At 45.2% G+C, this 24821-nt stretch carries 20 protein-coding genes; 6 read left to right on the top strand and 14 right to left on the bottom strand.

From position 1 onward, the window contains the following. Window positions 1-81: 81 nt before the first annotated feature. The 5 genes from AC58QD_RS05580 to AC58QD_RS05560 all read right to left on the bottom strand — a co-directional run bounded on the left by AC58QD_RS05580 (window position 82) and on the right by AC58QD_RS05560 (window position 4689). Window positions 82-468: a VOC family protein gene (locus tag AC58QD_RS05580; RefSeq protein ID WP_497330877.1), complete on the bottom strand. Its 387-nt coding sequence runs from the start codon at window positions 466-468 to the stop codon at window positions 82-84. A gap of 37 nt (window positions 469-505) precedes the next feature. Beyond that, on the bottom strand, window positions 506-1027 hold the full coding sequence (locus AC58QD_RS05575; protein ID WP_497330875.1) for a DNA topology modulation protein: 522 nt from the start codon (window positions 1025-1027) through the stop codon (window positions 506-508). Window positions 1028-1440: 413 nt separating this feature from the next. Next, window positions 1441-2196, bottom strand: coding sequence for a class I SAM-dependent methyltransferase (locus AC58QD_RS05570; protein WP_497330873.1), 756 nt, complete (start codon window positions 2194-2196; stop codon window positions 1441-1443). Between the two features lie 571 nt (window positions 2197-2767). Next, window positions 2768-3829: a M42 family metallopeptidase gene (locus tag AC58QD_RS05565; protein WP_497330871.1), complete on the bottom strand. Its 1062-nt coding sequence runs from the start codon at window positions 3827-3829 to the stop codon at window positions 2768-2770. 20 nt (window positions 3830-3849) lie between these two features. After that, window positions 3850-4689 carry a DegV family protein gene (locus tag AC58QD_RS05560; RefSeq protein WP_497330869.1) on the bottom strand — a complete coding sequence of 280 codons (840 nt, stop codon included), beginning with the start codon at window positions 4687-4689 and terminating at the stop codon, window positions 3850-3852. A 117-nt stretch (window positions 4690-4806) separates the two neighbouring features. On the opposite strand from AC58QD_RS05560, the gene AC58QD_RS05555 reads away from it, so the two are divergent. After that, window positions 4807-4980: a hypothetical protein gene (locus AC58QD_RS05555; RefSeq protein ID WP_497330867.1), complete on the top strand. Its 174-nt coding sequence runs from the start codon at window positions 4807-4809 to the stop codon at window positions 4978-4980. Window positions 4981-5075: 95 nt separating this feature from the next. On the opposite strand, the gene AC58QD_RS05550 is transcribed toward AC58QD_RS05555, so the two are convergent. Further along, on the bottom strand, window positions 5076-5831 hold the full coding sequence (locus tag AC58QD_RS05550; protein WP_497330865.1) for an alpha/beta hydrolase: 756 nt from the start codon (window positions 5829-5831) through the stop codon (window positions 5076-5078). Between the two features lie 168 nt (window positions 5832-5999). Between AC58QD_RS05550 and AC58QD_RS05545 the strand changes: the two genes are divergently transcribed. Continuing rightward, window positions 6000-6875 (top strand): amidohydrolase family protein, encoded by an 876-nt coding sequence (locus AC58QD_RS05545; RefSeq protein ID WP_497330863.1) that lies wholly within the window; start codon window positions 6000-6002, stop codon window positions 6873-6875. Then, window positions 6868-7821, top strand: a complete 954-nt coding sequence (locus tag AC58QD_RS05540; RefSeq protein WP_497330861.1) for a zinc dependent phospholipase C family protein — start codon at window positions 6868-6870, stop codon at window positions 7819-7821. Before AC58QD_RS05545 ends, AC58QD_RS05540 begins: the two co-directional genes overlap by 8 nt. 71 nt (window positions 7822-7892) lie before the next feature. On the opposite strand, the gene AC58QD_RS05535 is transcribed toward AC58QD_RS05540, so the two are convergent. Both AC58QD_RS05535 and AC58QD_RS05530 read right to left on the bottom strand, forming a co-directional pair. Further along, complete coding sequence (locus tag AC58QD_RS05535) at window positions 7893-9164, bottom strand: MFS transporter (RefSeq protein ID WP_497330859.1); 1272 nt, start codon at window positions 9162-9164, stop codon at window positions 7893-7895. Window positions 9165-9387: 223 nt separating this feature from the next. Further along, window positions 9388-10515, bottom strand: coding sequence for a glycoside hydrolase family 172 protein (locus AC58QD_RS05530; RefSeq protein ID WP_497330857.1), 1128 nt, complete (start codon window positions 10513-10515; stop codon window positions 9388-9390). 138 nt (window positions 10516-10653) lie between these two features. Between AC58QD_RS05530 and AC58QD_RS05525 the strand changes: the two genes are divergently transcribed. After that, window positions 10654-11526, top strand: a complete 873-nt coding sequence (locus AC58QD_RS05525) for a helix-turn-helix domain-containing protein (protein WP_497330855.1) — start codon at window positions 10654-10656, stop codon at window positions 11524-11526. Between the two features lie 21 nt (window positions 11527-11547). Here the strand turns inward: AC58QD_RS05525 and AC58QD_RS05520 are convergent, their stop codons facing one another. From AC58QD_RS05520 to AC58QD_RS05510, 3 genes are all read right to left on the bottom strand, one after another. Beyond that, the gene (locus AC58QD_RS05520; protein WP_497330853.1) at window positions 11548-13257 is read right to left on the bottom strand and encodes a long-chain-fatty-acid--CoA ligase; all 1710 of its coding nucleotides are present in this window, start codon (window positions 13255-13257) and stop codon (window positions 11548-11550) included. 77 nt (window positions 13258-13334) lie between these two features. Then, window positions 13335-14594 carry a Gfo/Idh/MocA family protein gene (locus AC58QD_RS05515; protein ID WP_497330851.1) on the bottom strand — a complete coding sequence of 420 codons (1260 nt, stop codon included), beginning with the start codon at window positions 14592-14594 and terminating at the stop codon, window positions 13335-13337. Window positions 14595-14664: 70 nt separating this feature from the next. After that, window positions 14665-15858 carry a GNAT family N-acetyltransferase gene (locus AC58QD_RS05510; protein WP_497330849.1) on the bottom strand — a complete coding sequence of 398 codons (1194 nt, stop codon included), beginning with the start codon at window positions 15856-15858 and terminating at the stop codon, window positions 14665-14667. Window positions 15859-16062: 204 nt separating this feature from the next. Between AC58QD_RS05510 and AC58QD_RS05505 the strand changes: the two genes are divergently transcribed. Beyond that, window positions 16063-17838: a DUF4091 domain-containing protein gene (locus AC58QD_RS05505; protein ID WP_497330847.1), complete on the top strand. Its 1776-nt coding sequence runs from the start codon at window positions 16063-16065 to the stop codon at window positions 17836-17838. 72 nt (window positions 17839-17910) lie between these two features. Further along, window positions 17911-20151 carry a helix-turn-helix transcriptional regulator gene (locus AC58QD_RS05500; protein WP_497330846.1) on the top strand — a complete coding sequence of 747 codons (2241 nt, stop codon included), beginning with the start codon at window positions 17911-17913 and terminating at the stop codon, window positions 20149-20151. Between the two features lie 63 nt (window positions 20152-20214). Here AC58QD_RS05500 and AC58QD_RS05495 read toward each other — a convergent pair whose 3' ends face one another. From AC58QD_RS05495 to AC58QD_RS05485, 3 genes are all read right to left on the bottom strand, one after another. Then, a complete protein-coding gene (locus tag AC58QD_RS05495) occupies window positions 20215-21177 on the bottom strand; it encodes a PLP-dependent cysteine synthase family protein (RefSeq protein ID WP_497330844.1) in 963 nt (320 codons plus the stop codon). Beyond that, entirely contained in the window at window positions 21170-23170 is a 2001-nt protein-coding gene (locus tag AC58QD_RS05490) for an alpha/beta hydrolase family protein (RefSeq protein WP_497330842.1), read from the bottom strand. Before AC58QD_RS05490 ends, AC58QD_RS05495 begins: the two co-directional genes overlap by 8 nt. Before the next feature lie 69 nt (window positions 23171-23239). Then, complete coding sequence (locus AC58QD_RS05485) at window positions 23240-24820, bottom strand: extracellular solute-binding protein (RefSeq protein ID WP_497330840.1); 1581 nt, start codon at window positions 24818-24820, stop codon at window positions 23240-23242. Between the last annotated feature and the right edge of the window lies 1 nt (window position 24821).

Raw genomic sequence — 24821 nt, 5'->3', positions numbered from 1 at the left:
GAGCTTTTTTATGACATTTTCTTAGTCGGATTTGTGTCTCTCCCTTTATTCTGATCGAGAAATCAATTCTCCTGAAGCAGATTATAAAAGGGATTCTCCAAACCCAATGGTATATCCATCGAGATCCATAATGGCGAATTCTCTCATGTTATAACTGTTTGTTCTTAGTTCATAATGTATTTTTGCATTTTTAATAATGAATTCCTGATACAGTTCTTCGACTCCACTAACCATTACAAAAATATCAAGGGCACTTTCCCCATGGGCTGGATAATTGGGTGTGATTTTATCTTTATTATTTGTTTCATGTAAAATCATCGTTAAACCTTGACGTTCAACAAACCCCATTCCAAAATCACACCAAAACCCTAGGTCTTTATAGTAATCTATAGATTTCTTCCGGTCTGACACAAACAAGATTGAAGAAAAATTCCTAAGTTGTACTTTATTTTTCTCATTAGTTTCCATTAGATATCCATCCTTTTAGTTTTATAGTTATTATGAGTTATTGACTTCTTGATTTTACTAATTTATCTAATAGTTTTGTTACTTCCCTTGGTGTTTTAAGGATGATTATGTTCTTTTCTTTTTCATACTTTTCTAGTTTTGCTAATATTCCTGGTCTTTTATGTTTTCTGAAATTCCATACCCATTTAATGAATTCCCAATCTAATTGCTCGGGACATCCTTCGTTCAAATCAGGCCTTGTTCTTCCATGGTATTTAATTCTTCGTTTGATGACTCTAAAAGTAGTAATCCAAGGAGGTAAATCAAAGAAAATAATGGTATCCGCTCTCGAGATTCTAATATCTAATGTTCTACTATAATTTCCATCAATAATCCATTCATCCTTTTGAATGAGCACTCTTTGAAATTCATCCCATTCGTGATTAGGAGTTGCAGTCCATCCAGGCTTCCAATAATACGCATCCAAATGGTACAGAGGCAATCCTATGCCCTCAGAGAGTTTACTTGAGAAAGTTGATTTCCCAGAACCCCCAGACCCAATTATCATTATTCTTTTCATTTATTGTTCTCCTGGCTATAAATGGTTATCGATTTAATCATTTGAAGCAACTATCATAGTATGTTATCATATTATCAATAAAGACCAAGTGCGCTAACACTCGGTCCATACAATTGGCTTGGATGGTAAATTCCCTTCAAAGTCATTCAGGAATCAAAAACCCACCTTCGGCTTCCAATCTTCGGGTGGGTTTTTACTTTCTCTTGTTGAGGAAATTCGAGTATATATCAACCATTTAGCACCCTTTCTATAAGTTCAATAAATCCCATAATATCCCTGCATCCTGTCACACTTTGTGTCCAATTTATTTGAAGAATCGTCTTCCTTGGAATTATACAATAAGGGACAGCACCCTTTGGAGTAACTGTCCCGACATTTTCGGATTATTCAATTACCATTCCACTTATAGCCAACTAAACTTCTCCCCAGAACACTTCTGTTTCATAGTCGATGTAGATCGTCCCATCCTTCTCATTGCGGTCAAAAAGTTCCCTCAGTGCAGTCATCATGGGCTCGTAGTTCGGATGTCCTGGCATTGGGCAATAGGAGGAGGATAACATCCGTCCGCTTAAACCTTCAAAATCAAACTCCTGCCGGTTCGTGAATCTCGCTGCACGCAGTCCGCCGTCTTTGAAGAATGGAACAAGCGACTCTTCGGAAATATTCCGGTGATTCACCGCTGTATAATCGATTCCATATGTATGCAACAATTGTTCATATCCAACTAGGAATGGGCTGCCTTCCGTTAACCGCGAATTCCATATTAACGCGCATTTCCCTTGCTGTTTCAGTATTCTTCGAAATTCTGCCTGTGCTTCATCACGCTGGAACCAATGAAAGGCTTGCGCACAGACGATAAAATCAACAGAATGATCAGACAATCCAGTCGACTCAGCGGATCCTGTTACGATGCGGAAATTATGCAGGTCTCCTAGCGCTTTCTGCGCTGCCTCGCGCATAGCTTGATTCGGTTCAACTGCAATGACCTGACTTCCTCTCTCCAGTAACAATCTTGAGAAAATACCAGTACCCGCACCAATGTCAGCAATTTCTGAGTTAGCATCAAACCCGATCGTTTCGTACAAATAATTAATCGCCTCAACTGGGTAGCTGGGCCGGTACTTCACATATGTATCGACTCTGTTCGTGAACCTTTCTTTACTTTCCATTGTGATCCACTCTCCTTAATAAGAGTTGTATTATCACCAATAAGTTTCACAAGATGAAACCATGTTTCATAATACAATTTCATTATACTATGGATCCAATATATATACGAGATGAAATTTGATCCGTGAATAGGACAAATGGGTACGAAAATAGACTAAAAGGTAAATTCAGGCGTAGGTAATCGATGCAGTTTAGTAGACGGAACCAAAAATAATTGGACAAAGGATTTTCCCCAGAGACATTGCCAGAAACGGTTGATTTACTATTGGACGAGATTCGAAAACTCGTTAAGTAATATTTGAAATCGAACGCTTGAAATTAGAGCGGATTTTCCGCTTTAGAGCAACGCCAAGCAGCGTTTTGTGTGCTGTAGCGCGGATTTTCCGCTTTAGAGCAACACCAAGCAGCGTTTTGAGTGCTGTAGCGCGGATTTTCCGCTCTAGAGCAAATGTGCGAAGCCTGTTTTGCAGATAACAGATTTCCCATCCTTCGACTTAATACATTACAAACACAAACGAGGTGGAACACTTCCTCCCACCTCGAAAATTTAACACTCGCTCTTATAAGTGTTCATTGTTCCATAATATAAGCAGCGAGCAGTGCTGCTGTGTTCACAACTGCGTCGGCGTGGGTCCGTTCCATCCCGTGAGAGGCATGTACACCCGGGCCAATTAATGCAGCACAAATGTTGCTCCCTCCCCTTAAGGCAGCTGTAGCATCTGAGCTATATTGCGGGTAAATATCAATCGCAAATGGGATGCTCTCCCGTTTAGCTAACTCGATGAGTCTGCTTGTCATCGTATAATCATACGGTCCGGAGGAATCCTTGGCGCAGATTGATACATCCTTCTCCGTCGCGGATAAATCATCGCCCAGCGCTCCCATATCAACCGCAATCATCTCCGTGATATCAGGGGGAATATAGGACGAGCCGTGACCTACCTCTTCGTAGGTTGAGAATATAAGCTTCACCGTACGCTGAGGACTTTTCCCCTCTCGTTTCATCCACTCCAACAATCCGAATAGCGCAGCTACGCTTGCCTTATCATCGAGATGCCGTGATTTGATCCATCCATTCGGAAGAAGGCGTGTACGCGGGTCCCAAGATATGAAATCACCCACGCTGATCCCTAACTTCTCAACGTCCGCTTTGGATGTTACAGACTCATCAATGCGGATCTCCATATTCGCTTCTTCCCGCTTCCAATCTCGGGCGTCTGGATACACATGAACAGAAGGTTTGGTCGATAATACGGTTCCTTCGAACTTACCACCTTGGCGAGTGTGGATCAGACAGTATTCCCCTTCCACGGTATGCATCGCATAACCCCCGATGGGGGTGAATCGAATCATACCGTTCGACTTGATTGAACGAACCATCGCCCCAAGCGTATCCACATGTGCAGATATCCCAATGGAGCCGGAATAATGCGCAGGCTGATTGCCGATTAAGGTAATAATACCATTCCCCTTTGGTGTGCGTTCGATTTGAAGACCTAGCTGAAGCGCCTCCGCTTCAACTAGGTTCATTATGTCCATACAATATCCGCTCGGACTAGGTGTTTGTAGGAGACGTTCCAATAAATGAAGCATATATTCACGATTCAGCTCAGGCTGTAGAGGGGTTGACATAGACATAATCTCCTTCATGTTCAGAATGCGACCATAATTCCGCCTTCACCTGCATAAGTGCCGATAACCGGCCCCATATCCGACATTATGTAATCGTCGAAGGAAGCGGCTTGACGTATGCGTTCGACCAGTTCAGATGCTTTTTGCTCACAATTACTATGTGCAATTGCCAGAATTCGCCCTTTGCTATCCTTGGCTTCTTCTACCACTTTTTCGAAAATGCGCTGGATTGCAGCTTTGGAGCCCCTCACCTTCTCAAGAATCTCAAGGCCTCCCTCTTCATTAGCCTTCATCAATAACTTGATATTGAGCAATGAAGCTACCGCTCCTCTAACCCGATCGAGCCGTCCCCCCTTGATCACATTCTCAAGCGTATCCAGGAAGAAGTAAGTTTGCGTCTCTTGCGCCCATGTTCGAACTGAAGCTTCAAGCATCTCAAAGTCCATTCCGTTCCGAGCCGCAAGTGCTGCTTTATAAACAATCAAGCCTAACCCCATCGAGGCTGTCTTGGAGTCAATCACAGCTATATTTCTGGAAAAGCCCTCTTCGATCAGCATCTGACGGCCCGCTACTGCATGATTATATGTGCTGCTTAATGGTGTGGAAAGGGTGATGATTAAAATATCTGATCCTGGATCCGACTCCATAACAGCTCGATAGAAATCATGCGGTGATGGACTAGCTGTTTTGGGTAAGGATCGATTGGAGCGCATTCGCTCATAAAATTGTTGTGGTGTGGTGTCTGGACTCATAGGCACTTCATCAAAATGAACGGCAAGTGGCACGACCTTGATGTTCCATTCTTGTAAAAGATCCTTTCTGAGATCGCAGCTGCTGTCGGTGATAATCTGGATGGCCATTGCATATTTCACTCTTTCCTAAGAATTGAACAGTTCATAACAGATATACGGACAAGAGCAGTGTATGTTTCATCAAGTTATTGGTAAACGATATAAGAATCAAGGAGGTGAATAAGAATGAACGGTAAATATAACAAACCTGATAACGATGGAATAACGAGTGAGCAGCTTTCCCCTATTAACCAGTTCAGAAGCGAGTTCTCAGCTGAAATGCAACAATCTTTAGGTGAAGCGTCTTACTCCAATCAAAAAGACGATCTAGACGAAGCAGATGAAGACGGGATACAGTAGCTAGCAAATGAAGAAACCTGCCTCGTTAGATCCTAACAGAGCAGGTTTCTACTATGCATTCCTAGTTTTTCATTGTAGATTACATTTATACCCACTTATTTTTGGGCAATCGGCAGCCACTGTAGAACACGCTGAATTTTGTGATCCCAATAGCTCCAATTATGAGTCCCGCTCTCTTCTTCATACACCAAGTCCAACCCAAGCTTACGTGCATGTCCAAGAAAATGTTGATTGTCCTCATATAAGTAATCCTCTGTACCGCATGCTTGATAGAACAACGGTTGGGGTCTATTGGAAGCAGCTAACTCATTTGCCAAGTGGAACAGATCATGTTCACTGTCATTCAAATCCGCATTTTCCCCAAAAATATTATTGAAATCCTTCTCAAAATGACTCTGTCTCGCAACTAGATTCAGCGCCCCAGACAAGCTGGCTGCTGCCGCATACCGATCCGGATGGCGAAGCACCAGCTTGAAGGCTCCATAGCCGCCCATAGAAAGACCGGCCACGAAGTTATCTTCACGTCGATCAGACAGATGAAAGTAGGATCGTGCTGCTGCCGGCAATTCTTCACTTATGAACGTCCAATAATCCCCGCCATATTTCATATTGGAATAAAAGCTGCGATTAACTGCAGGCATAATAACAGCCATGTTCATCCCTGAAACGTAACGTTCAATGGATGTTCTTCTAACCCATGCGGAATGATCGTCAGATAGGCCATGCAAAAGCGTTAAGGTCGGGATTGCCCGATTCGGAGCTTGACCCGCTATTGGATCGGGGAGAATCACATTCATAGATGCCATTACACCAAGCGCAGCGGAATGAAAGTGACAATGTAATAAGGCCATGTTAGGATACAACCCTTTCTTCTATCGATCTATTAATAGTCTAACGGTACTATTGTGCCATTAGTCTTGCGGAATTTCTATTGTTTTTTCAAAAAGAAGTTGTTGCCCTAACCTGTATTCAACTTGTACAATTAGATCGATATAGATGAATGATGGGAGAGGATCACTTTGATTATCGACGCGCACAACCACCCGGATTGGTATGGTTATAACGCAGAGCGCTTTCTTGAGAACATGGCCAAGTACAATATTGACAAAACATGGTTAATTAGCTGGGAATGCCCTAAAGATGAGTACAACCCGGTGTATAACAAAAGTGTCCCAGACCACGGTCCAAACGGACCCATTTCTTTCGAGCGTTGCGTTGCTTATGCCTTGAAATATCCGGATAAGTTCATCCTTGGTTATGCTCCGGACCCTAGACGTCCTGACGCCATCGATAAATTATCGCACGCCATTGATCTTTATGGTGTCAGGATTTATGGTGAAATCAAGCTGCGTATGATGTATGACAATCCGGATGCTATTCGACTATTCCGATTCTGCGGAGAGAAAGGACTTCCGGTTATTGTCCATATTGATTATGAATTCGAGAATCCAAGCCGCTATCCTAGACCGAATTGGTGGTACGGCGGTGGAATAGGCGCATTCGAACGTGCCGTTGCCGCATGTCCCGAGACCATCTTTTTAGGCCATGCCCCAGGCTTCTGGGCACATATTTCCGGTGATGATCAATTCGATAAAGTCGCCTACCCTACTGGAAAAGTTGAGCCAGGTGGTAAAGTTACCGAGATGCTTCGCAAATACCCGAATTTATATTGCGATATTTCCGCAGGTTCAGGGGCTAACGCGTTCAAGCGGGATCCTGAGCATGCCAAGGATTTCATCCTGGAATTCCAGGACCGTATTCTGTATGCTCGTGATTATTTTGATAATGTTCATCAAGAAGTACTGAATAGTCTCAGCCTGCCTGAAGATGTATTGTCCAAGATCTATTCCGGAAATGCATTAAAGCTCGTACCACTCTCCGATACAAATGCCTAATATATGGACTCATTATCTATTTGGCGAACAATTGCTGGACACGGTAATACCAAGTTCGAAGAAAATTGCGGATAACACAATTCTTAGGAATTTGTTCCGTATGGGATGTCAAGGACCGGATTTGTTGTTCTATCATCACTTCCTTCCTTGGCAATCCAGCCGAGGCATGCCTGCAATTGGGAGTGCCATGCACAGTAGACAGTGCGGTCCGGTACTGCTCGATTTCATTCGCCTAGTAAGCGGGAAGCCTCTGACGGATCCAGCTGTTCTGTATGTGCTTGGGTTTCTTACGCATCATATTCTCGATCGCAACATGCACCCTTATGTGTTCTTCAAATCCGGCTTCCGGAAATGGGATCATCAACGTTTCGAGATTGGGTTGGATACCGTTGTAGTAAGACGCAAGCTCGGGCTGGAAACTTGGAAAACTCCAGTATGGAAACAACTCGATGCTGGTCAAAAGCTACCAGATTCGGTAGCGAAGCTGCTTGTCCAAGTAACGGGTACCTATTACCCGGAGCTGACGGCAGGCATAACGGAGCAAGATTGGCAGGATGCTTACCGAGATATGCTCCGTGCTCAGAAGCTGTTCCACGACCCATTTGGATGGAAGCGGCTGTTGACAGGGGGTTATATTCGCAAGCTAGTCTCTGAAAGAAACGTGCCAAACTTCGATATTCTGAACGAGGATCGCAATGTATGGCATCATCCGGCAGTCCCGGAAGAAACCTATACGGAGAGCATTTGGGATATGTGGGACCTGGCGTTGGAAGATGGTCGACCCGCAATGCAAGCCGCTGTGGGCTATATTACCGCTATCGATGAGGTTGCGCGTGATCAAGCGCGGAAAGAACTCGTGCTTGCGATAGGCAATATCTCTTATGAAACAGGGAAGCCCTGCGACAGCGGGCTAGAAATTCACTATGTTCGGTCGGTTTACGATTAATCAGATATAAAAAGCAGCCGTCCTCCCGGGCGGCTGTTGTTATTTGTAATCTATGATAGGAGTAGGCGGCGTTAGATCTGCAGTTGCTTCGCCTCTGTTTCCCCTTTGTTCAAGTTGACTCTTGTCAGCATATAGATTCCTCCGAGGAAGAATAAGATCAAGGATAAGATCCCGAATCGGCTGGATCCCATTGCGAGTCCAACTACTGAGAATACAAACGGGCCCAAGATGGAAGAAAATTTACTGGATACTGTCAAGAACCCGAAGAACTCCGCTGACCTTCCAGCTGGAATCAATCTGCTGAATATCGATCGCGCAATCGATTGACTCCCCCCTTGCACTAAACCTACCATGATCGCCAAAGCGTAGAAATGAGCGGCCGTTGTCATGAAATAACCAAGTGCAACAATAACCACATAAATACTAAGCGAGATGTATAAGGACGCTTTGGAACCTAATCGATCGGCAATTTTGCCGAAGAGGAATGTACACGGAATTCCAACGAACTGAGTTATGACTAATGCTGTTATGAGCGCTGCGGTATCTATTCCGATTTCTTTGCCATATACCGTTGCCATTGTGATGATCGTGCTTATCCCGTCATTGAACAGCCAGAAAGCAATCAGGAACTTTACAAGCTCTGGATACATAAGAATCTTCTTGAACGTGTTAGCCACTCGCCGAAAGCCTATCGTAGTATAGTAGCCTATGCTGTTTCCTTTCAAGCTTCCTTGATTCTTAATATTGCGGAAGATCGGCAGTGAGAAAATGAACCACCATATCGCTACAGATACAAACGATAAATAAGTCCCGGTTATCTTTTCGATACCAAACATCTGATGTTTCTCGATCATGACCAGATTCAACACCAGAAGTACTCCGCCGCCAATGTAACCGAACATGTACCCCTTTGAGGAAATATGGTCTCTACGCTTAGACTCAACCAGATCGGGCAACAGGGAATCATAGAAAGCGTTTCCACCAGAGAACCCAATCGATCCGAGTATGAAGAATATAGAGGCCAGTATATAATCCCCGTTGCCGACCAACACGAATGCGGCTGAAGCCAACACTCCCGTATAAGTTGAGATTCGCAAAAATATCATTTTGGAGCCAGACTCATCTGCAATAGCACCCAGAATCGGCGCTAATAAAGCAACAATTAACATCGCGATCGTCTGGGTAAACCCCCAATAGGAGGTTGCAAGCTGAGGATCATTCAAGGTCGAGGCCGCTACATCACTATAAAATATCGGTAGTACAGCCGCCATCATGGTGGTAGCGAAAGCGGAGTTCGCCCAGTCATACATGAGCCAAGCTCGGATCTTCTTACGGTCATTCATAGGCAATCCTCCTAATGTTCGTGGTCAAATATACTTCCATAACAAGCATTGCTTCCATTGTACTTCGCCTTTGTTATCGCGGTGTTAAATGGCTTACATTTCCTATCTTATCATCCTTTCGATACGCTCAGATACATTAATCTTACATTTTTTATTAAATCGAAAAAAAGCGGATTTCGCTCCGCTTTTTTCCTCACGTCCCTGATCGATTTGCCCGTTCATCTTACTTCTGTCTCCACTCATGCCCCCAAATTTTGCTTGAGCCACCAAGCGACTTTCGGTATTCGTGACGCCATATATGCACATCATTCATGCCGATCTCGGGCATGTTCTTTCTCTCATCAGCCGCCGGAAGCTTAGGGAATGGCTTGTGCGGCTCCGACTGGTACCAGTAGGCAACCGTTGACAGATCCAGTGTCAAATTATTGTTGTGTCCGTGCTCAATACTAGTTTGGAGAGAGGTGTTGAAGTAGATTGGATCCTCTAAGAAATAGCGATAACAGTGAGTTCTGCCCATAAATCCCAGCTTGTCTGGAATTCGAGCATAACCAAAGTATGGATGCTGGTAAATTTCATTTGGACTCCATGAGCTATTGAACAGATCTTCGGTTCCGGTTCCATGAAGCGAACCTGGCCACGATTCCCCATCGATCAACCACATGTCGTCGCCTTCCCCGTACCACATCGGTCCTGGGCTATCAACGTAATAGTTGAGTCCGACGAATTGACCTTTGCCAACTATGTCTGCTATTAGATAATTGTTGCTGGTAGAGCGGTTATTACCTGACGCGGCTACTAACCCCCACTCCGTCTCACCTTCTTCCGGATGAACATCCGTGAGCTCCCGATTCCACCAAGCATGGAATCTTCCCGCATCGGCCGCGATGGAGTCATGTTCCTCGTAATCGATATAGAAATAAAAGGATCCTATTGATTCCACAGATTGATTCTCAATCGTGATTCTGGCCCCATCCCCGAACGGCATAGGAAAGTAACAATTCAGCGACCTTCCTTCCTTGGGAGCAGAGGCTAGCGGCAGTGCAGCAAAGTTATAGGCTTCCCCCCACCCTTGTCCGAAAAAATCACCAAGAGGACTTTCCACACTAGGCTCATCTTCACCGTCCCAGTACATACGAATTACGGCATTTCGACGAATGAATGAATCTGAAGAATCGAAAGTGAACCAAATATGTTTAATAATCCCTGCCCCGCTAATGACTCCAATGTCTGCAGTTTCACCTGCATCGATCTTGATGCGGTCATTATTGCTGCCTTGTTTACAGTAACTGGATATTCGTTTCGTCCGGATCCCATTCTTCAACTTATAAATCCCGCCTAGCATACTATGCATACGATTCTCTCCTTCACCATCAATTATGCTAGTATTGTAACAAGGAGTCTTATCCATGGATTTAGCAATAACAGATGTATATTTAACCGAAATTTCCATTTACAATGATAGTAACTTCATTTTGAAAAGGGATGCTGGATGAATATTTCACAACTCTCTCCTTTTATACGCAGGGCCATAGACCATCAAGCGGAGCCGAACTGGGAGCTCCAGGAGCGGGTCATTTTCGATTACGAGCTGTTGTATGTAAAATGCGGAGAAATCATCGTTAAAACGGAATCGCAGCGGTATCACGGAATTGCGGGTGACTTTTTTCTATTCAAGCCTGGGCAATCTCATTCCATTCGGTCCTTTGGCGCTGTCCCTCTACGTCAGCCGCATGTTCACTTTGATCTGATTGAGCAAGAGAACAGTCATGAAGTGAAAATATCCTTCAATCCAATGAAAGATATAACGGATGCTGAACAAGGTTGGTTTCGTCCCGATCTGTGCTCGGAGCCGCCATTCAAGTTGCCTAATCATTTCCGCTTCCGCAATCCGCTCCCTATGGAGACGATATTATTCGAGCTCATTCATGAGATGCAACATAAGCTCCCCTTCTATGAAATCAAAGTCAAGAGCACCTTTCTCTCCTTGTGGACTCTCTTGCTCAGAGAATGGTACCGACAGCAAAATCCCGATTGGGTAACGAATTGGGAAACATTCATACTGCTTAAGCTATATTTAACTAGACACTTGAACAGAACAGTGTCACTAGATGAAATGGCGCTCAGCAGCCGGATGAGTGCTTCGTCGCTGACCCGGTTTTTTCGAACAGCATTCGGTGTCACCCCAGTGAAATATCATTTGCTACTTCGTATTGAAAAAGCAAAGGAGCTGATCCAATTCACCTCCGCTCCCATTACACAAATTGCAGAAGAGCTTGGATTTGACAGCATTCATGCGTTCAGCCGTGCTTTTCGGCGAATAGAAGGCGTAGCCCCTACCTTTTATCGAAGAAAAGGCGGGTGACTACGCCAACAGATACTTGCTTCACTTGTTGTTGTTGCTAATATGCTCCTCCTTCAGAACACGACGTATGACTTTCCCGATCATACTTTTTGGAAGCTCCGTTCTGAACTCGTACACCCGCGGAACCTTGTAAGAGGCTAGCTTACTGCGGCAATACTGATCCAATTCCTGCTCCGACACGCTTTGCCCATCTTTAAGGATAATATAGGCCTTTACGGATTCCCCGCGGTAATCATCCGGTATCCCGATCACGGAAGCCTCTAACACAGAGGGATGCTCGAACAGAACATCCTCTACCTCACGGGGGAATATTTTATAGCCTCCTGCAATTATCATATCTTTCTTCCGATCCACGATATAGAAGTATCCGTCAGCATCCATATACCCCATGTCCCCAGTACGCAACCATCCGTTGTTCAAGACTTTCGCTGTCTCTTCGGGTCGGTTCCAGTACCCTTTCATCACTTGTGGACCGCTGATCTCAAGCTCTCCCACTTCTCCAACAGGCATCTCGTCTCCCGTGTCGGTGTCTATAATTCGGCAGTCCGTGTTAGGCCACGGAAGCCCTATACTGCCTGATTTTCCTTTCTCCCAAATAGGGTTAACATGTGCTACTGGAGAACATTCCGACAATCCATATCCTTCAACTAGTCGGCCTCCTGATAGGGCTTCGAATTTATTCTGAACTTCTGAGGGCAAGGGAGCAGAGCCGCTTATACAACAACGAATGGAAGATAAACTGTATTTGGTAGAAGTCAGAGGGTGGTTGTTGAGTGCAATATACATTGTGGGAGCGCCTGGGAATAAGGTAGGTTTCTCGGAATGAATAGTTTTGAGTAAAGTCAGAATGTCGAATCGAGGAATAAGGACCATCTTGCCGCCTAACGCCATACAGAAATTCATACAGACCGTCATCCCGTATACATGGAACAAAGGAACAACCGCAAGCATCGTTTCTTGACCGGGGGTCGCGCGGTACATCCAGGATCGGCACTGCTCAATGTTAGCCACCAAATTGTGATGGGTCAACATAACGCCTTTAGCTGTTCCTGTGGTTCCACCGGTATATTGAAGAACAGCTACATCCTCAACTGGGTTCACCCCCAGTTCTTCCAAGGGGTCTGATGGAGCTTTACTTAACAATTTCTTGAGCACAAAGATTTGTTCTTTGTGTTCATCAATCTGAACGGGATTAATCCCCTTGCGTTTCTGGGCAATGGGGTACAACCATTTCTTAGGATAGGGCAAATAATCCGGAATTCCAGTGACCACAATTCGTTTCAGATTCACTTTCTCACGAATGGAACGAATGCGCGGATACAGCAGGTCCAAACAAACAATCGTGTCTGCTTGTGAATCGTTAAGGTGATTAATTAATTCACGCTCTACATACAAGGGATTCGTCTGTACGACTACTGCGCCCAGAAATTGCGCGCCATAGTAGCAGATTACATACTGGGGAATATTCGGCAGCATGAGTGCTACCCGATCCCCTTTCCTAACACCAAGCCGTTGAAGGGAATGCGCGAACCGAGACGCTAATTCCAGCAGCTCCTTATAACGAATCGTTCCGCCAAAGAATGAGATTGCTGAATGATAAGGATATCGGTCCGCCGCTTCTTTCAAATAATGTGTAATGGGGATAATCGGTATCTCTTGCTGATGTTTCACTTCCTTGGGATAACTAAGCAACCAAGGGCGCTGATCCAAGCTCCTCCACCTACCTCGCATTGAAACGTTTGCACGCCGGGATAGTTATACTTATGGAGGTCTGCCTGTTCAACATGTCAACTTTATGACATGTTTTTCTAACCCTTTTTGTTGGTAAGTAGTCCCCATTGTACAGCAGTTGCTTCGAAGGAGTCGAATCCGTTCATTTCAACCTCTTTCGTTGGTTGAGCCCACGGGATGCCGCTCTCCGATAACAGCTTACCGCTGTTAAACGCTGCAGTGAGAATTTCAGCAATATTCGGTATGCAGGTCGAGATTTGGCCATCCTCAAGATGTTCTTTAACTGTATAGTCAACCGGAACGGAGACTACTCGTCCGGCCGATGCGAATGCCCCGTTAGCAGCCATCAGGAAAGGCCGCGTGGTAGGCAAATAACCTAGCAGCTCTTCCTGCTCCCCGTTCAAGACACGAATGAAGTCCATCAGATGGCCTTTGAAAGGCCATGTCTCATTGTCCTCGAAATGAAGCTCCTCACTCCCTGACTTCAGAGTCATGCCATATGTATAGTCACACTCAATGGAACCTTTCGTCCCCTGGATAACCATTTTTGGGCGCTCCATTGGTTGACTCGCGCATAAGGTTGCATAGAAGAACACAGGTGGTCCGTCGCTCATCTCAATGCAAATACAGGAGGTATCTTCACCCTCGATCTCGTTGGCGCTATAAAGCTCACCTCGAACTCGGATCGGGATGTTACCATTCGACTTGGATATGCCCGGCAATGCAGCTGTGCACATTAACATGTTAAGCAGATGCGAGAACGGATTCATAATCGTCCCATCAAGAACGAGGTTACCATTCATGGTCAGCTTGCCTGCCCAAGGTGTCCGGTTGTAATAACCGTCTGTGCGTTTCCACAGCCCGATTCCTTTTACCGCTGTTATCTCTCCGATCTTCCCTTCAACGATCCAATCTGTGAGAACATCTCGGCTGCGTACGGACAATGTGTTGAAGTTGACGGTGCATCGTTTGCCGGTACGCTCCATCGTCTTGATTAGCCAATCTGCATCTTCGATAACGGAGGCGGTTGGTTTCTCCAAAAGAAGGTCGAAGCCGGCTTCCATCACTGCAACCCCCATCGATGCATGCAGATGAATCGGGGTGCATACGATCACTAACTGCGCTTGCTTCTCAGCCGCTAACATCGCATTATAATCGTCATACATCCGAGTACCTCTACTGCTCAATGTCGCGGCAGTCTCTTCGCTAATCCGAAGATCTGTTACCGCTTCCAACTTCACATAACCCGCATCCTCCAAGGCTAGTGCTTGCTTGAGATGATTAGCTCCAAATCCATTTATGCCGATAATAGCCATCCGTACCGTGTTGTCTGACATACCCATCCCCCTATTTGTTTTACGAATACAGCTATTTTACCAAGAAGGATGGCAGGTTGAATAGTAAATGTTAGAACATATCCAGTAAATAAGTGTCTCGGCTAGGAATAATCTGTTCCAATAAATGGACCGCTTCCAGATCCCCATGAAGTCTACCGAGGTCGTACATAGCTTGTGGACGTTTGAAGCCGCACATTAGCGCTGACAAGGTCTGGATATCACATTCACATGACACTGTGGAGATGTTCAGCTGTGAAGTCAGCTCCAGATCTAACTTTTCCACTGCCGCCTTGCCTTCATCCAGCCATTGAAGCCTCCATATGCCTTCATTCCAAGGTGCATGCTCATCCTTAATATTCAAAGTCAGTGAAGTGCCTAGTGGCCTATATAAAAAAGCATATTGCTCTAAGAAAGGCTTAATATCTACGATACGAAACATGAACCAGGGATACAATTCTCTCTTAACTTTACCCGGCTCAGCAATCCATAAAGCAAATGCATCATTCATAGGGCCGCTGAAATCAACCCCATCCACGATAGAATCATGGTTCACGATATATTGCCATAATCCTTTGCGGCTCTCGGCGTCCAGTGCAATCCATTCTTGGATATGGAACCGTTTGTTCCTAATCTGATACAAAATATACCCGCGCGGCTCCCCTGCGTCATTCCTATAAACAGCTAATTGACCTAGCTTGCGCTTAAATACTGAAGACTGCCACCATTCCTCTGTCCTCAGGATCATACCGTTGTATCGTTTGGCGAATATGGCATACAGCTCTCTAACCGCAGCATAATCTTGAGCTCCTCCACGCCGGACTTTGCCCACTGTATCATAAATTCTTGGAAGATTGGCTTTATCTATGGAGTAACTAGTCAGATCGCAGAACCACTCCCATCCATATTTGCGGTAGAACCCAAAGGCAAAAGGATTAAGCATGGATACCGTCTGTCCATTCTGCTTCATGACCGCCAGACTGTGATCCATCAGCTTGCCCACCATCCCATTCCGGCGAAGCTCCGGGTAAGTGGCAACACTGGCGATCCCACCCATCTTATATATCACACCCTGAAGTGCAATTTCGAATGGGATAATCTCCACTCTGGCTGACAATTGATCATCCATATAGTAACCCCAGACTTGCTCAGGGATTACCCGGCTGCTGCGTAATTGTATGTCCTCTTCCGTAAAGGTCACTGCAAAAGCAACCTGAGTCATGTCCATAAATTGGTTGATTTCGTCCTCTTTTAGTTGACGTATCATATGATTTCTCCTCTCTAAACAGCAATTGACCCCAATATACATTACTATATTAAATGGCAGCGTCCGCGAAAAGAATCGGTTTTTACGGTTATAGCGGGATTTATGGAAATCTAACAATGAGTGAAACAGTTAAAAATATGATGATATCCGCTTTTACGCAATAATGGTTTAATGAAAGAGACTATTGAATTAAAGGAGATATTCATGATTAACGATTCCGTTCAAATATGGGCAGTAAACGACGGGGAGAAAGTTCAACGAGATGATCTAACCAACCCGAATCGCAACTCGAATAGTGTGTGGGACGGTTGTTGTGTCAAGCTTTTCGGAGCGCGGAACGAAATTGTCGCCTTTCAACTCATTGTACAAACAGGCAGTCAAGATATCCAGGATTTAACTGTCGAGATGTCGGCTTTAACGCATGTTAATAATGAAGGCGCATACATACGTAATCAACAAGATCATCCTGGAGATCCGAATGATTATGTAGGGCGTCGGATCGAAGTATTCACGGAGCACTACTTATATGTCCCGCCGGAGCTCAGCACTCCGCCGCAATGGTTCTATGCAGCAAGTGCTCCTCCCCTGGAGCGATCTGGATGGATTCCTGATGCATTGATCCCGCATAATGCCAAACAAGGATTCGGGGGGCAGCCCGTTCAAGTGTTGTCGAACAGGAATCAAGGCTTCTGGATCGACATTTATATCCCTGATGATAGCACTCTTAGCTCAGGGACCTATTCCGGTGCTATTACGGTACGCTGGGATGGAGGAGTTGAAGAGCGTGTTATTCCAGTGGAATTGGATTTATTCGACTTTGCATTACCCCATGAGAATCATACCCAAACGATGGTATATGCAAGTGACATCAGCCTCTACTTTCCTGCATTAGACAATTCCAATGATGCTTTGCGCAAGATGGCTCATAGACATCGCTTCGATCTTGTCGGCGCTGATGTCCACAATCAAGCTTATGATCAAGAAGCCTTAGACGGCTACAAACCTTATCTGAACGGCTCCTTCTTCCTGCCGGAGAACGGTTATGAAGGGCCTGGACAAGGTGTGGGCGAGCAAATATTTCCCATTGGAATGTATGGATCTCCTGTTCTGAGAGAGTCCCCTTCTTCTATGCAAGTTGAAGCCGATAAGTGGGTATCATGGTTCCAACAGCTCCAAGAGCAGTCGGGTTGGAAAGGCAGCTACTTCCTCTACTTGATTGATGAACCCCGTCCTGACAAATTCGATTGGATCAAGGAGAAGAGTACCGCGATCAAAAGCTCGGCAGGCCCTGGATGCAAGCTGCCCATTATGACAACACGCACCTATGCAAAGGAAATTGAGCATTGTATAGACATATGGTGCACCTCTCATCTTCAACCTGCAGAGAAGTTAGCGGCAGATCAGAATGGGCAGCCTATCTGGTTCTACAACGGATACAGACCTTCTCATGGCTCTGTTATTCTTGAAGGAGAAGCGGTAGATCTAAGAGTGAATAGCTGGGTGAAGTGGAAACACAAGCTGGACTTATACTTTGTCTGGCATGGGACACATTGGCGTCATAATCATCAGGGTCCTCGCGGACGGACGAACCAGAATGTGTTCAGTTATCCTGTAACATTCATGTATGTAAATAACAATCCGGAAGATGAGTTTTATGGAGAATCCGGTGTTCATTGGGGGAACGGTGACGGCATTCTCTTTTATCCAGGCCATGATCCTTACTACAGGGAACAAGACCGAGGCATCCAGGCTCCGATCAGCTCAATTCGCATGAAGAACTTACGCAGAGGCATACAAGATTATGAGTATATGTGGTTAGCTTCCTCTAGAGGGAATCGTGAACAGGTTGATCAACTTGTGAATGCTGCTGTGCCTCGAGCGCTCCATGAAACAGATCGCACCCACTCGATTACATGGTCACCCAAAGGCAGCGACTGGGATCATTTCAGAAAGAAATTGTCTGCATTGATCATAACTTAATGGGATTATTCAGGAATAGTTTGTATGATATAATGTAGCCTTATCGGTAAATTCCCTAGGGCAGGTGAGAAAATGACGGAAGAGAAGTCCCCGCCGAGAATGTTGTCCAGATTCGGTATAAAAGAAAAGACATCTTCTCTATTCATAAGACTATTAGTCAGTTTTCTGATCATCATTGCTCTATTGGTTTCATTCATTTTATTTTCCGTAGTGTTCTATAGGGGGAGTATCAAAGAAGAGATCATTAAATACAACACACTAAATCTACAAAATACAACAGATAACTACGAGAACCTGATTGCTATGATTCAGGGTTCGGTTCTCACTTTTTCACTGGAACCAGAATTACAGAAGGTGCAGGGGGCATCGATTGACTATGTGAATGCGGTTTCAACTATGCAGAAGCTTCAGCTGTTCCTATCGAACCGATTATTATATTTGGAAAATTTAATGCTCATGTACAAGGACAACGGATTTGCTCTCGAAAGGAGCCGCGGGGCTGACGTCCATACTATGTTCAACCGCTATTACAGCAGTCATGAATACACCGCCTCCTTCTGGGAAGACCAATACACCGAACCTTACAAATTCCGAGTGCTTCCGGCCTCCTCCTTCGCTGAGCAGGATGCGAAAGGGCGAACGGGTGAGCGGACTTTGATTCCGATTGTCGTCAAGAACGAACAGCTGCCGAATTTTTATTTAATCGCTTTGGCAAATGCTGACCTGATCTATAAAGAGATGCACCACTCGATTACTGACAATTTCTATATTTTGAATGAACGCAATCAGCAGATGTATACTTCTTCCCAGTCCAAGCAAGTCTCTTTACCCAGATTCGAGGAGAAGTCGGGATATGTGTTCCAAGATAGTGTCTATTACTTCTATATGAAAGGCCCAAGCGGCTTCACTTATATCAACATGGTTCCTGATACTACAATCTCAAGCCAAGTGAAGTGGAACTTCTCATTCCTGTTACTGCTTATTCTAACGATAGCGATAAGTATCATTGCTTCCTTGCTGCTTAGTGTCCGATTGAACACACCTGTTAAGCGCATTATTGATGCGATCCAGAAATGGAACACGCCACTGCCTTGGGAGAGCGGGATTAAAGAATTCAACATCATTCATGCGAAGATAAGCGATATCTTGAAAACTAGCCGGGATATCCATCAAGACATGTCAGAAAAAGAGTCATTGCTGCGATATTACGCCTATTCGAATGTGCTCAAAAAAATAAGACATCAGAATGGAGATAACACGAGCTGGATTCCGTCCGATCGTCCCTTTGTTCTTCTTCTTTTCCAAGTTAACTACAAAACGATGCTTCATCGATTGGAGGTTCAGGAGGAACGAGCGACCTCCTTTATTCGCGAATATGTGAATCGCATTGTGAGCGAGACGTACTTGGACTCCTTGACCTTCCAGATGGAGAATGATCAGATCTTATCGATTGTTTTCACTGACATGATCGACCCGAATATCTGGAACACCTTGGAGCAGATCCATCACGTGCTTGAGGCCGAGAAAGATTATTGCTTCCTGACCATAACGGCTGCAGGCGGTACCGAGGATTGGAACGAAGCTTATCAGCTTGGACTGGAACGTCTTAAGCTCAGGAAGTTCGATGAGGAAACTCAGATCATCGCGGAGGGCGAACAGCAGGATGAAGAAATTCGCTTGTCACAAGCGCAAGAAGAAGAATTGGACGCGAACTTGTACAGCGGCAATGATACGGTCGTCCTGCAATTAGTGAGACGGGTGCTTGGGCGGATGAAGAAGCGGAATGAACGAGCCGTCAGTGTCCTGAAGTTCGCCGAATCAATTACACATAGAACCATGAAGAACCTGCAACAGCGAAATATGGATCATAACTTTATTCGTGATACTTTGAATGCACTACAGAAATGCCATACCTTCGAGCAATTGGATACTCTTCTTGCTTCCATGATTCAAACCTCTGCACAGATGGTCCGGGAGAACAAGGACAAACGGGATCATATTATCCATTTCGTCTACGAGTACTTGGAGGAGCATTATGATAAAGATATAACGCTTGATGCTGTCGCTGATAAGCTGAATATCTCACGAAGTTATCTATCTACCTATTTCAAAGAGAAGACAGGCAATTACTTCGTGGATTATGTCAATTCGGTACGAATCAACAAAGCCAAGAAACTGCTGCTGCAGCCTAATATCCGGATTCAGGATGCAGCTCAATACGTTGGGTATCAGAATATTAACTCCTTCAATCGAATGTTCAAAAAATTCACAGGTTTCACACCGAGTGAGTTCCGTAAAAATGAACTGCTTTAACTCAAGAAGCCTTCCCACGAGCTGCATAAGCGGGAAGGCTTCTTGTCCATTCATAATCAAGCGTTATTCATAAAGATCCGTACTAAGATACTTCAGTCCCGAATCATTAATCGTCAATACAATACGGGCACCCTTCTCTCGATCTTGCAGCAATCGAAGCGCGGTAGCTACATTCGCTCCGGACGAAAATCCTGAGAATATCCCCTCTTCTCGGGCGAGTCTGCGGCAAGCTATGATCGCCTCTTCATCGGTAACAGTCAAAAAGTCGGTTATACGTTCTCTATCGACCAGAGGCAGCTCCATACTGTATCCGCCCCCTTGCAAACGATGATTAGGCTGTGTTACACGTCCACTGCCCATTATGGAGGCCCCCTCCGGTTCGACCAAGTAACAGCGAATGGAAGGATTCAATTCCTTCAATAGTTTGGCACACCCGGCGAAGGTCCCTCCGCTTCCTGCAAAATCAAGAAACACATCGAAGTTGCCACTCGTCTGCTCCCAGATTTCCTCAGCGGTATGGAAGTGCGCATGTAGGTTCCCTAGATGATGGAATTGATTAGCGCGAAATGCATTTCGTTCAAGAACCAGACGATCTGTCTCCCGCTCAACTAACGCCAAATCGTCTCCAGACACTTGCCCCGGAATCGAACCCGGTGCTTGCTCAACCAATACTACCTCCGCCCCTAATGCCCGCATCATTCTTGCACGTTCCATGGAGTTGCCTTTGGACATTACTGCGATGAACGGATAACCTTTCACTGCGCATACGATCGCTAGACCAGTACCTGTATTGCCGCTCGTCAGCTCAATTACAGTCTGACCAGGCGCAAGCGTTCCGTCAAGTTCCCCTTCTTCTACGATCTGAAGGGCGATGCGATCCTTCTTACTGAAGCCTGGATTGAGGAATTCCAGCTTTGCAAATATTTCACCATCCAGATCTTTGGTTAATCGGCTTAATCTAACCATAGGTGTATGTCCAATTGTCTCATGGACCCCCTCAAGAATAGTTGTGTGATAATTAACCATTCTGAAGCACCCCATTCACTTTCATTTCCTTCTTATGTAAATCTAGTACACTGCGGATCTTGGAACGCTCAGGTAAGAAATGGGCAAGAAGATCATCTACATCCAAATGGAAACCTAATCCGGTCGCAAATATTCCGTGACCCCAGCTGTCACTGGATTCCTGTGGAAACTTACGGAAAGTGTCCAACACCCCTTCCAAATCAATATCGTGAATACGTGCCACGATAGCAGAATACAACGCTGTCAACGCATGCTCTTCCTTGCCGGCAAGCGTGATCTGCACCGACTTATATTTGGTTTGCAGCTGAAATAGTTGGATTACGGCTACCACATCCAACACTCTCATCCCTTGCAAGGATTCCCCTAGCAGTCTTGCATAATAAACGGAGGAGGTCTCTGCGTCAAATATCCCAAACGTGCTCCGCGGATGCATCGCGCCTCCTCCGATCCCTCTCGGCTGAACGAATAATAACGAGGAATACGTTGCATCTGCAAGATATGAGGAGGAGTGAATGTCATCAATCGAACCTACTACAATGCATAAGGTTGAAGAATCGGCATCCTTCTTATCAATCAGACGGCAGTCAATCTTCATACCAGGCTCTGTTTCAATAACAAGTGCAGTCGTTTCATAGTCTTGGTGCTGGCAGTCCAAGAATCGCTTATCGATCAATTTTGGGAAGTCCTCATTATTTTTTAATTTTATCTTCAATACCTCAATCAACCGCTCTCGCACAACAGCTTCTGTTCCGTCCGGAATATCTCTAGCTGTGGAACCATGTACTGTATTCATTCGCGATGCAATATAGAGCTGTATATCTCCCAGCATCCCCGTTCCACTTAACTCCTTCTCGGTCGGTAAATCTTCATAATCGACAGAATCATTGCCAGTAAAGGGTACATTAAAAGCGCGGCCTAAGAATTGCAACACTTCCATACGGGTATCTACCCACATCCCATGTCCTTTGGGAGCAATATACGTATGAATTTGATCTCCCGAACCAAGAAGACGATAAAGGCGCTTGGCTTCGACCATTGAATTGCGTAATCCTTCGATGGGAAAGAAATCGAACAATGCGCCGCCGACCATATATGGTTTTGGTGCAGCCGCCGTTATCAAGTCACTAAGGTCTAGTCCTTCCGCCATGAAACCAGGGGTACATTGCTCTGCATCTTGAGCTAGAATTCGCTGTAAAAGTGCACGTAGCTCTGTAATATAGCAGGATGGAGCTACAGCATTAATTCGATCATCATAAGCTCCCATATAAGCAGCCATCATCCCACCGCCCGAATTCCCAGATACTGCGATGCGAGCAGAATCCACTTCTTCTCGGCTTATGAGATAATCAACTGCACGGCAGCTTTCCGCAATCATATAAGAAGCAAGGTGCTCCCCGATAACACTCAACTGGCGGTCGACCTGGCAATGCGCTGACACGGCATCCAGCCATTCTCCGCTAGTGCTGCGAACCTTGCGTTCCCCTTGACCAATTGGATCATAGATCAATACACAGAACCCATTCTTAGCTGCCTCTACGCCAAATGAAACATACATTGGGCTTGCTTTACCTTCTGCCGCATGTCCGCATGGGAACAAGACGGCAGGTCCCGGTGCCTTTATATCTTTGGGATAATAGAAATTCGCCGAAATAAACACTCCAGGCAAACACTCGATACGAACAATATCGATCAAGTAGTCCCCTTTATCGAGCGTCCCTGTCACTTCCATCACACCGGCCGGGCATTCCGGAAGCGGACCGACACAATGTTTGAAAGCATCCTTCACTCGATTTCGATATGCTAGCGCTTCATCGGATGAAACAACGGCTTTTACCGCTCTCTTCCTCGCTACAAGATGTTCATCGCTTCTTTGATCCAAATACTGGAGGAAAGGATTGCTGCGGTAATCCATTCGCTCCGGATAATCCTCAATATAACCCAATTCTCTTCCGGCATGCGCCCTTCTCTCAAATTCCGAACATTTCAAGTTCATTTGTCATTCTCCCTCCGTTATGGAAATAAAGAAGGAGGAGCAGGCTCCCCCTTCATCAATTTCAAGCAATTACTTCCATTCACCTTTAATGCCCGTCGATTGTAATATTTTGTTTACATCGTCGATCATTTCTTTGCCGCCTTTTTTCATGTACTCATCAACCATCTTATTCCAGTTAGATATCGGCTCCTGACCAACGATCATCTTCGTTTGCCATTCTTGAGCAAGCAGGTTCAACTCAGAGCCTTTTGCAGATAGAACTTCAGAATGAATCCGATTGACAGGATCAATATAAAACTTCGTATTCTTCAACATCTCTACTGCGTTGGTACCGAAGCTTTTGGCGAACGGATTGGCCAATACATTGCCCGGTTCTGTTGCTTCATCATTCGGAGCCCAGTATGGAGCGTACATATAACTATTAGGGCGGCTATCAGGAATTTCTGTGCTTTGAACAGCAATTCCGTTAACCATACTGTAGCCTTTGCCATCTCCACCATTTTGCCAATCAAATTCCTTATTTTGCGGATTGCGTTGATTCACAGGGATGAAGGTGCGGAAGTAGTCTTGCATTTGCAGGATGCGATTAATTTTATCCTCGTCACCCTTTGTTTTAGCATTGATGGCAGTAATCGTATAGAAGCCTGAGAGTGCCATGAAGCCTTGTTGGCCATCAGATTGCTTGAAGGGCGGGATAATGGCGATTTCCGCACCAGGCATTGATTCTTTCATCGTCTTGAAGCGTGTTTCCGAGATGTCGTAAGGCTGCTCATACCAGATACCGTATTTGCCAGCGAAGAAATCTTTGCGGATATCTGCTGTCTTCGATACTGCCCAGTCCTTATGAATAGCTCCCTCTTTATAAAGATCCGCCAACAGCTGGGTTTGCTGCTTGAATCCTTCGGAAATTACACCCGGGATCAATTGTCCTTGCTCGTTCTTATTATACCAAGCTGAATCCCAACCTGCGCCCATATGGGTTCCGTATACGATTTGCTTAGCCAGCCCGATTCCATAAGTATCGGCTTTGCCGTTCTTGTCTGGATCGTTCTTTGTGAAGGCGATAGCTACATTTTTGAGCTCATCGTAATTGGTTGGCATTTTCAGACCGAGATTGTCGAGCCAATCTTTACGGATCAAAGGCTTTTTGCCGTATTTGGCAGGGAAAAATTGTGGAATTGCATATATTTTTCCGTCAATGGTTACAGCATCCCACACACTCTTGGGAACCGCCTTCAAAGTTGGATACTTGTTAATATAATCATTCAGCGGGAGGAAGGCGCCTTGCTTCGCCCACTTGACGAAATTAGCATCTGCAGATTCCATGCCGATCACATCCGTCAAGTCTCCAGCAGCCATAACTACAGGCAATTTCGTTGCGTACTCATCGTAAGGTACGAACTGCGGCTTATACTCAATGTTGAACTTCTCGTTAATCTTCTTAAGACCTTCCCCATCAGCTGCCGGAACTGGAGAACGCCAAGTTCCCTCCATACCGGTGATCGTAATTTTCTTGGCCAAGCTGTTTGTTGGTGCTGGTGCTGGTGAGCTGCTGGAACTTCCTGGTTCCGGAGTTTTAGTACCCGAAGAACATGCGGCTAAGCTTGTAGCCAAACTGACAACCAGGCCTACTGCCAATACCTTTTTCATT

The sequence above is a fragment of the Paenibacillus sp. J2R1T-4 genome (assembly GCF_059692235.1).
This window is presented reverse-complemented; position numbering and strand designations above follow the sequence as displayed.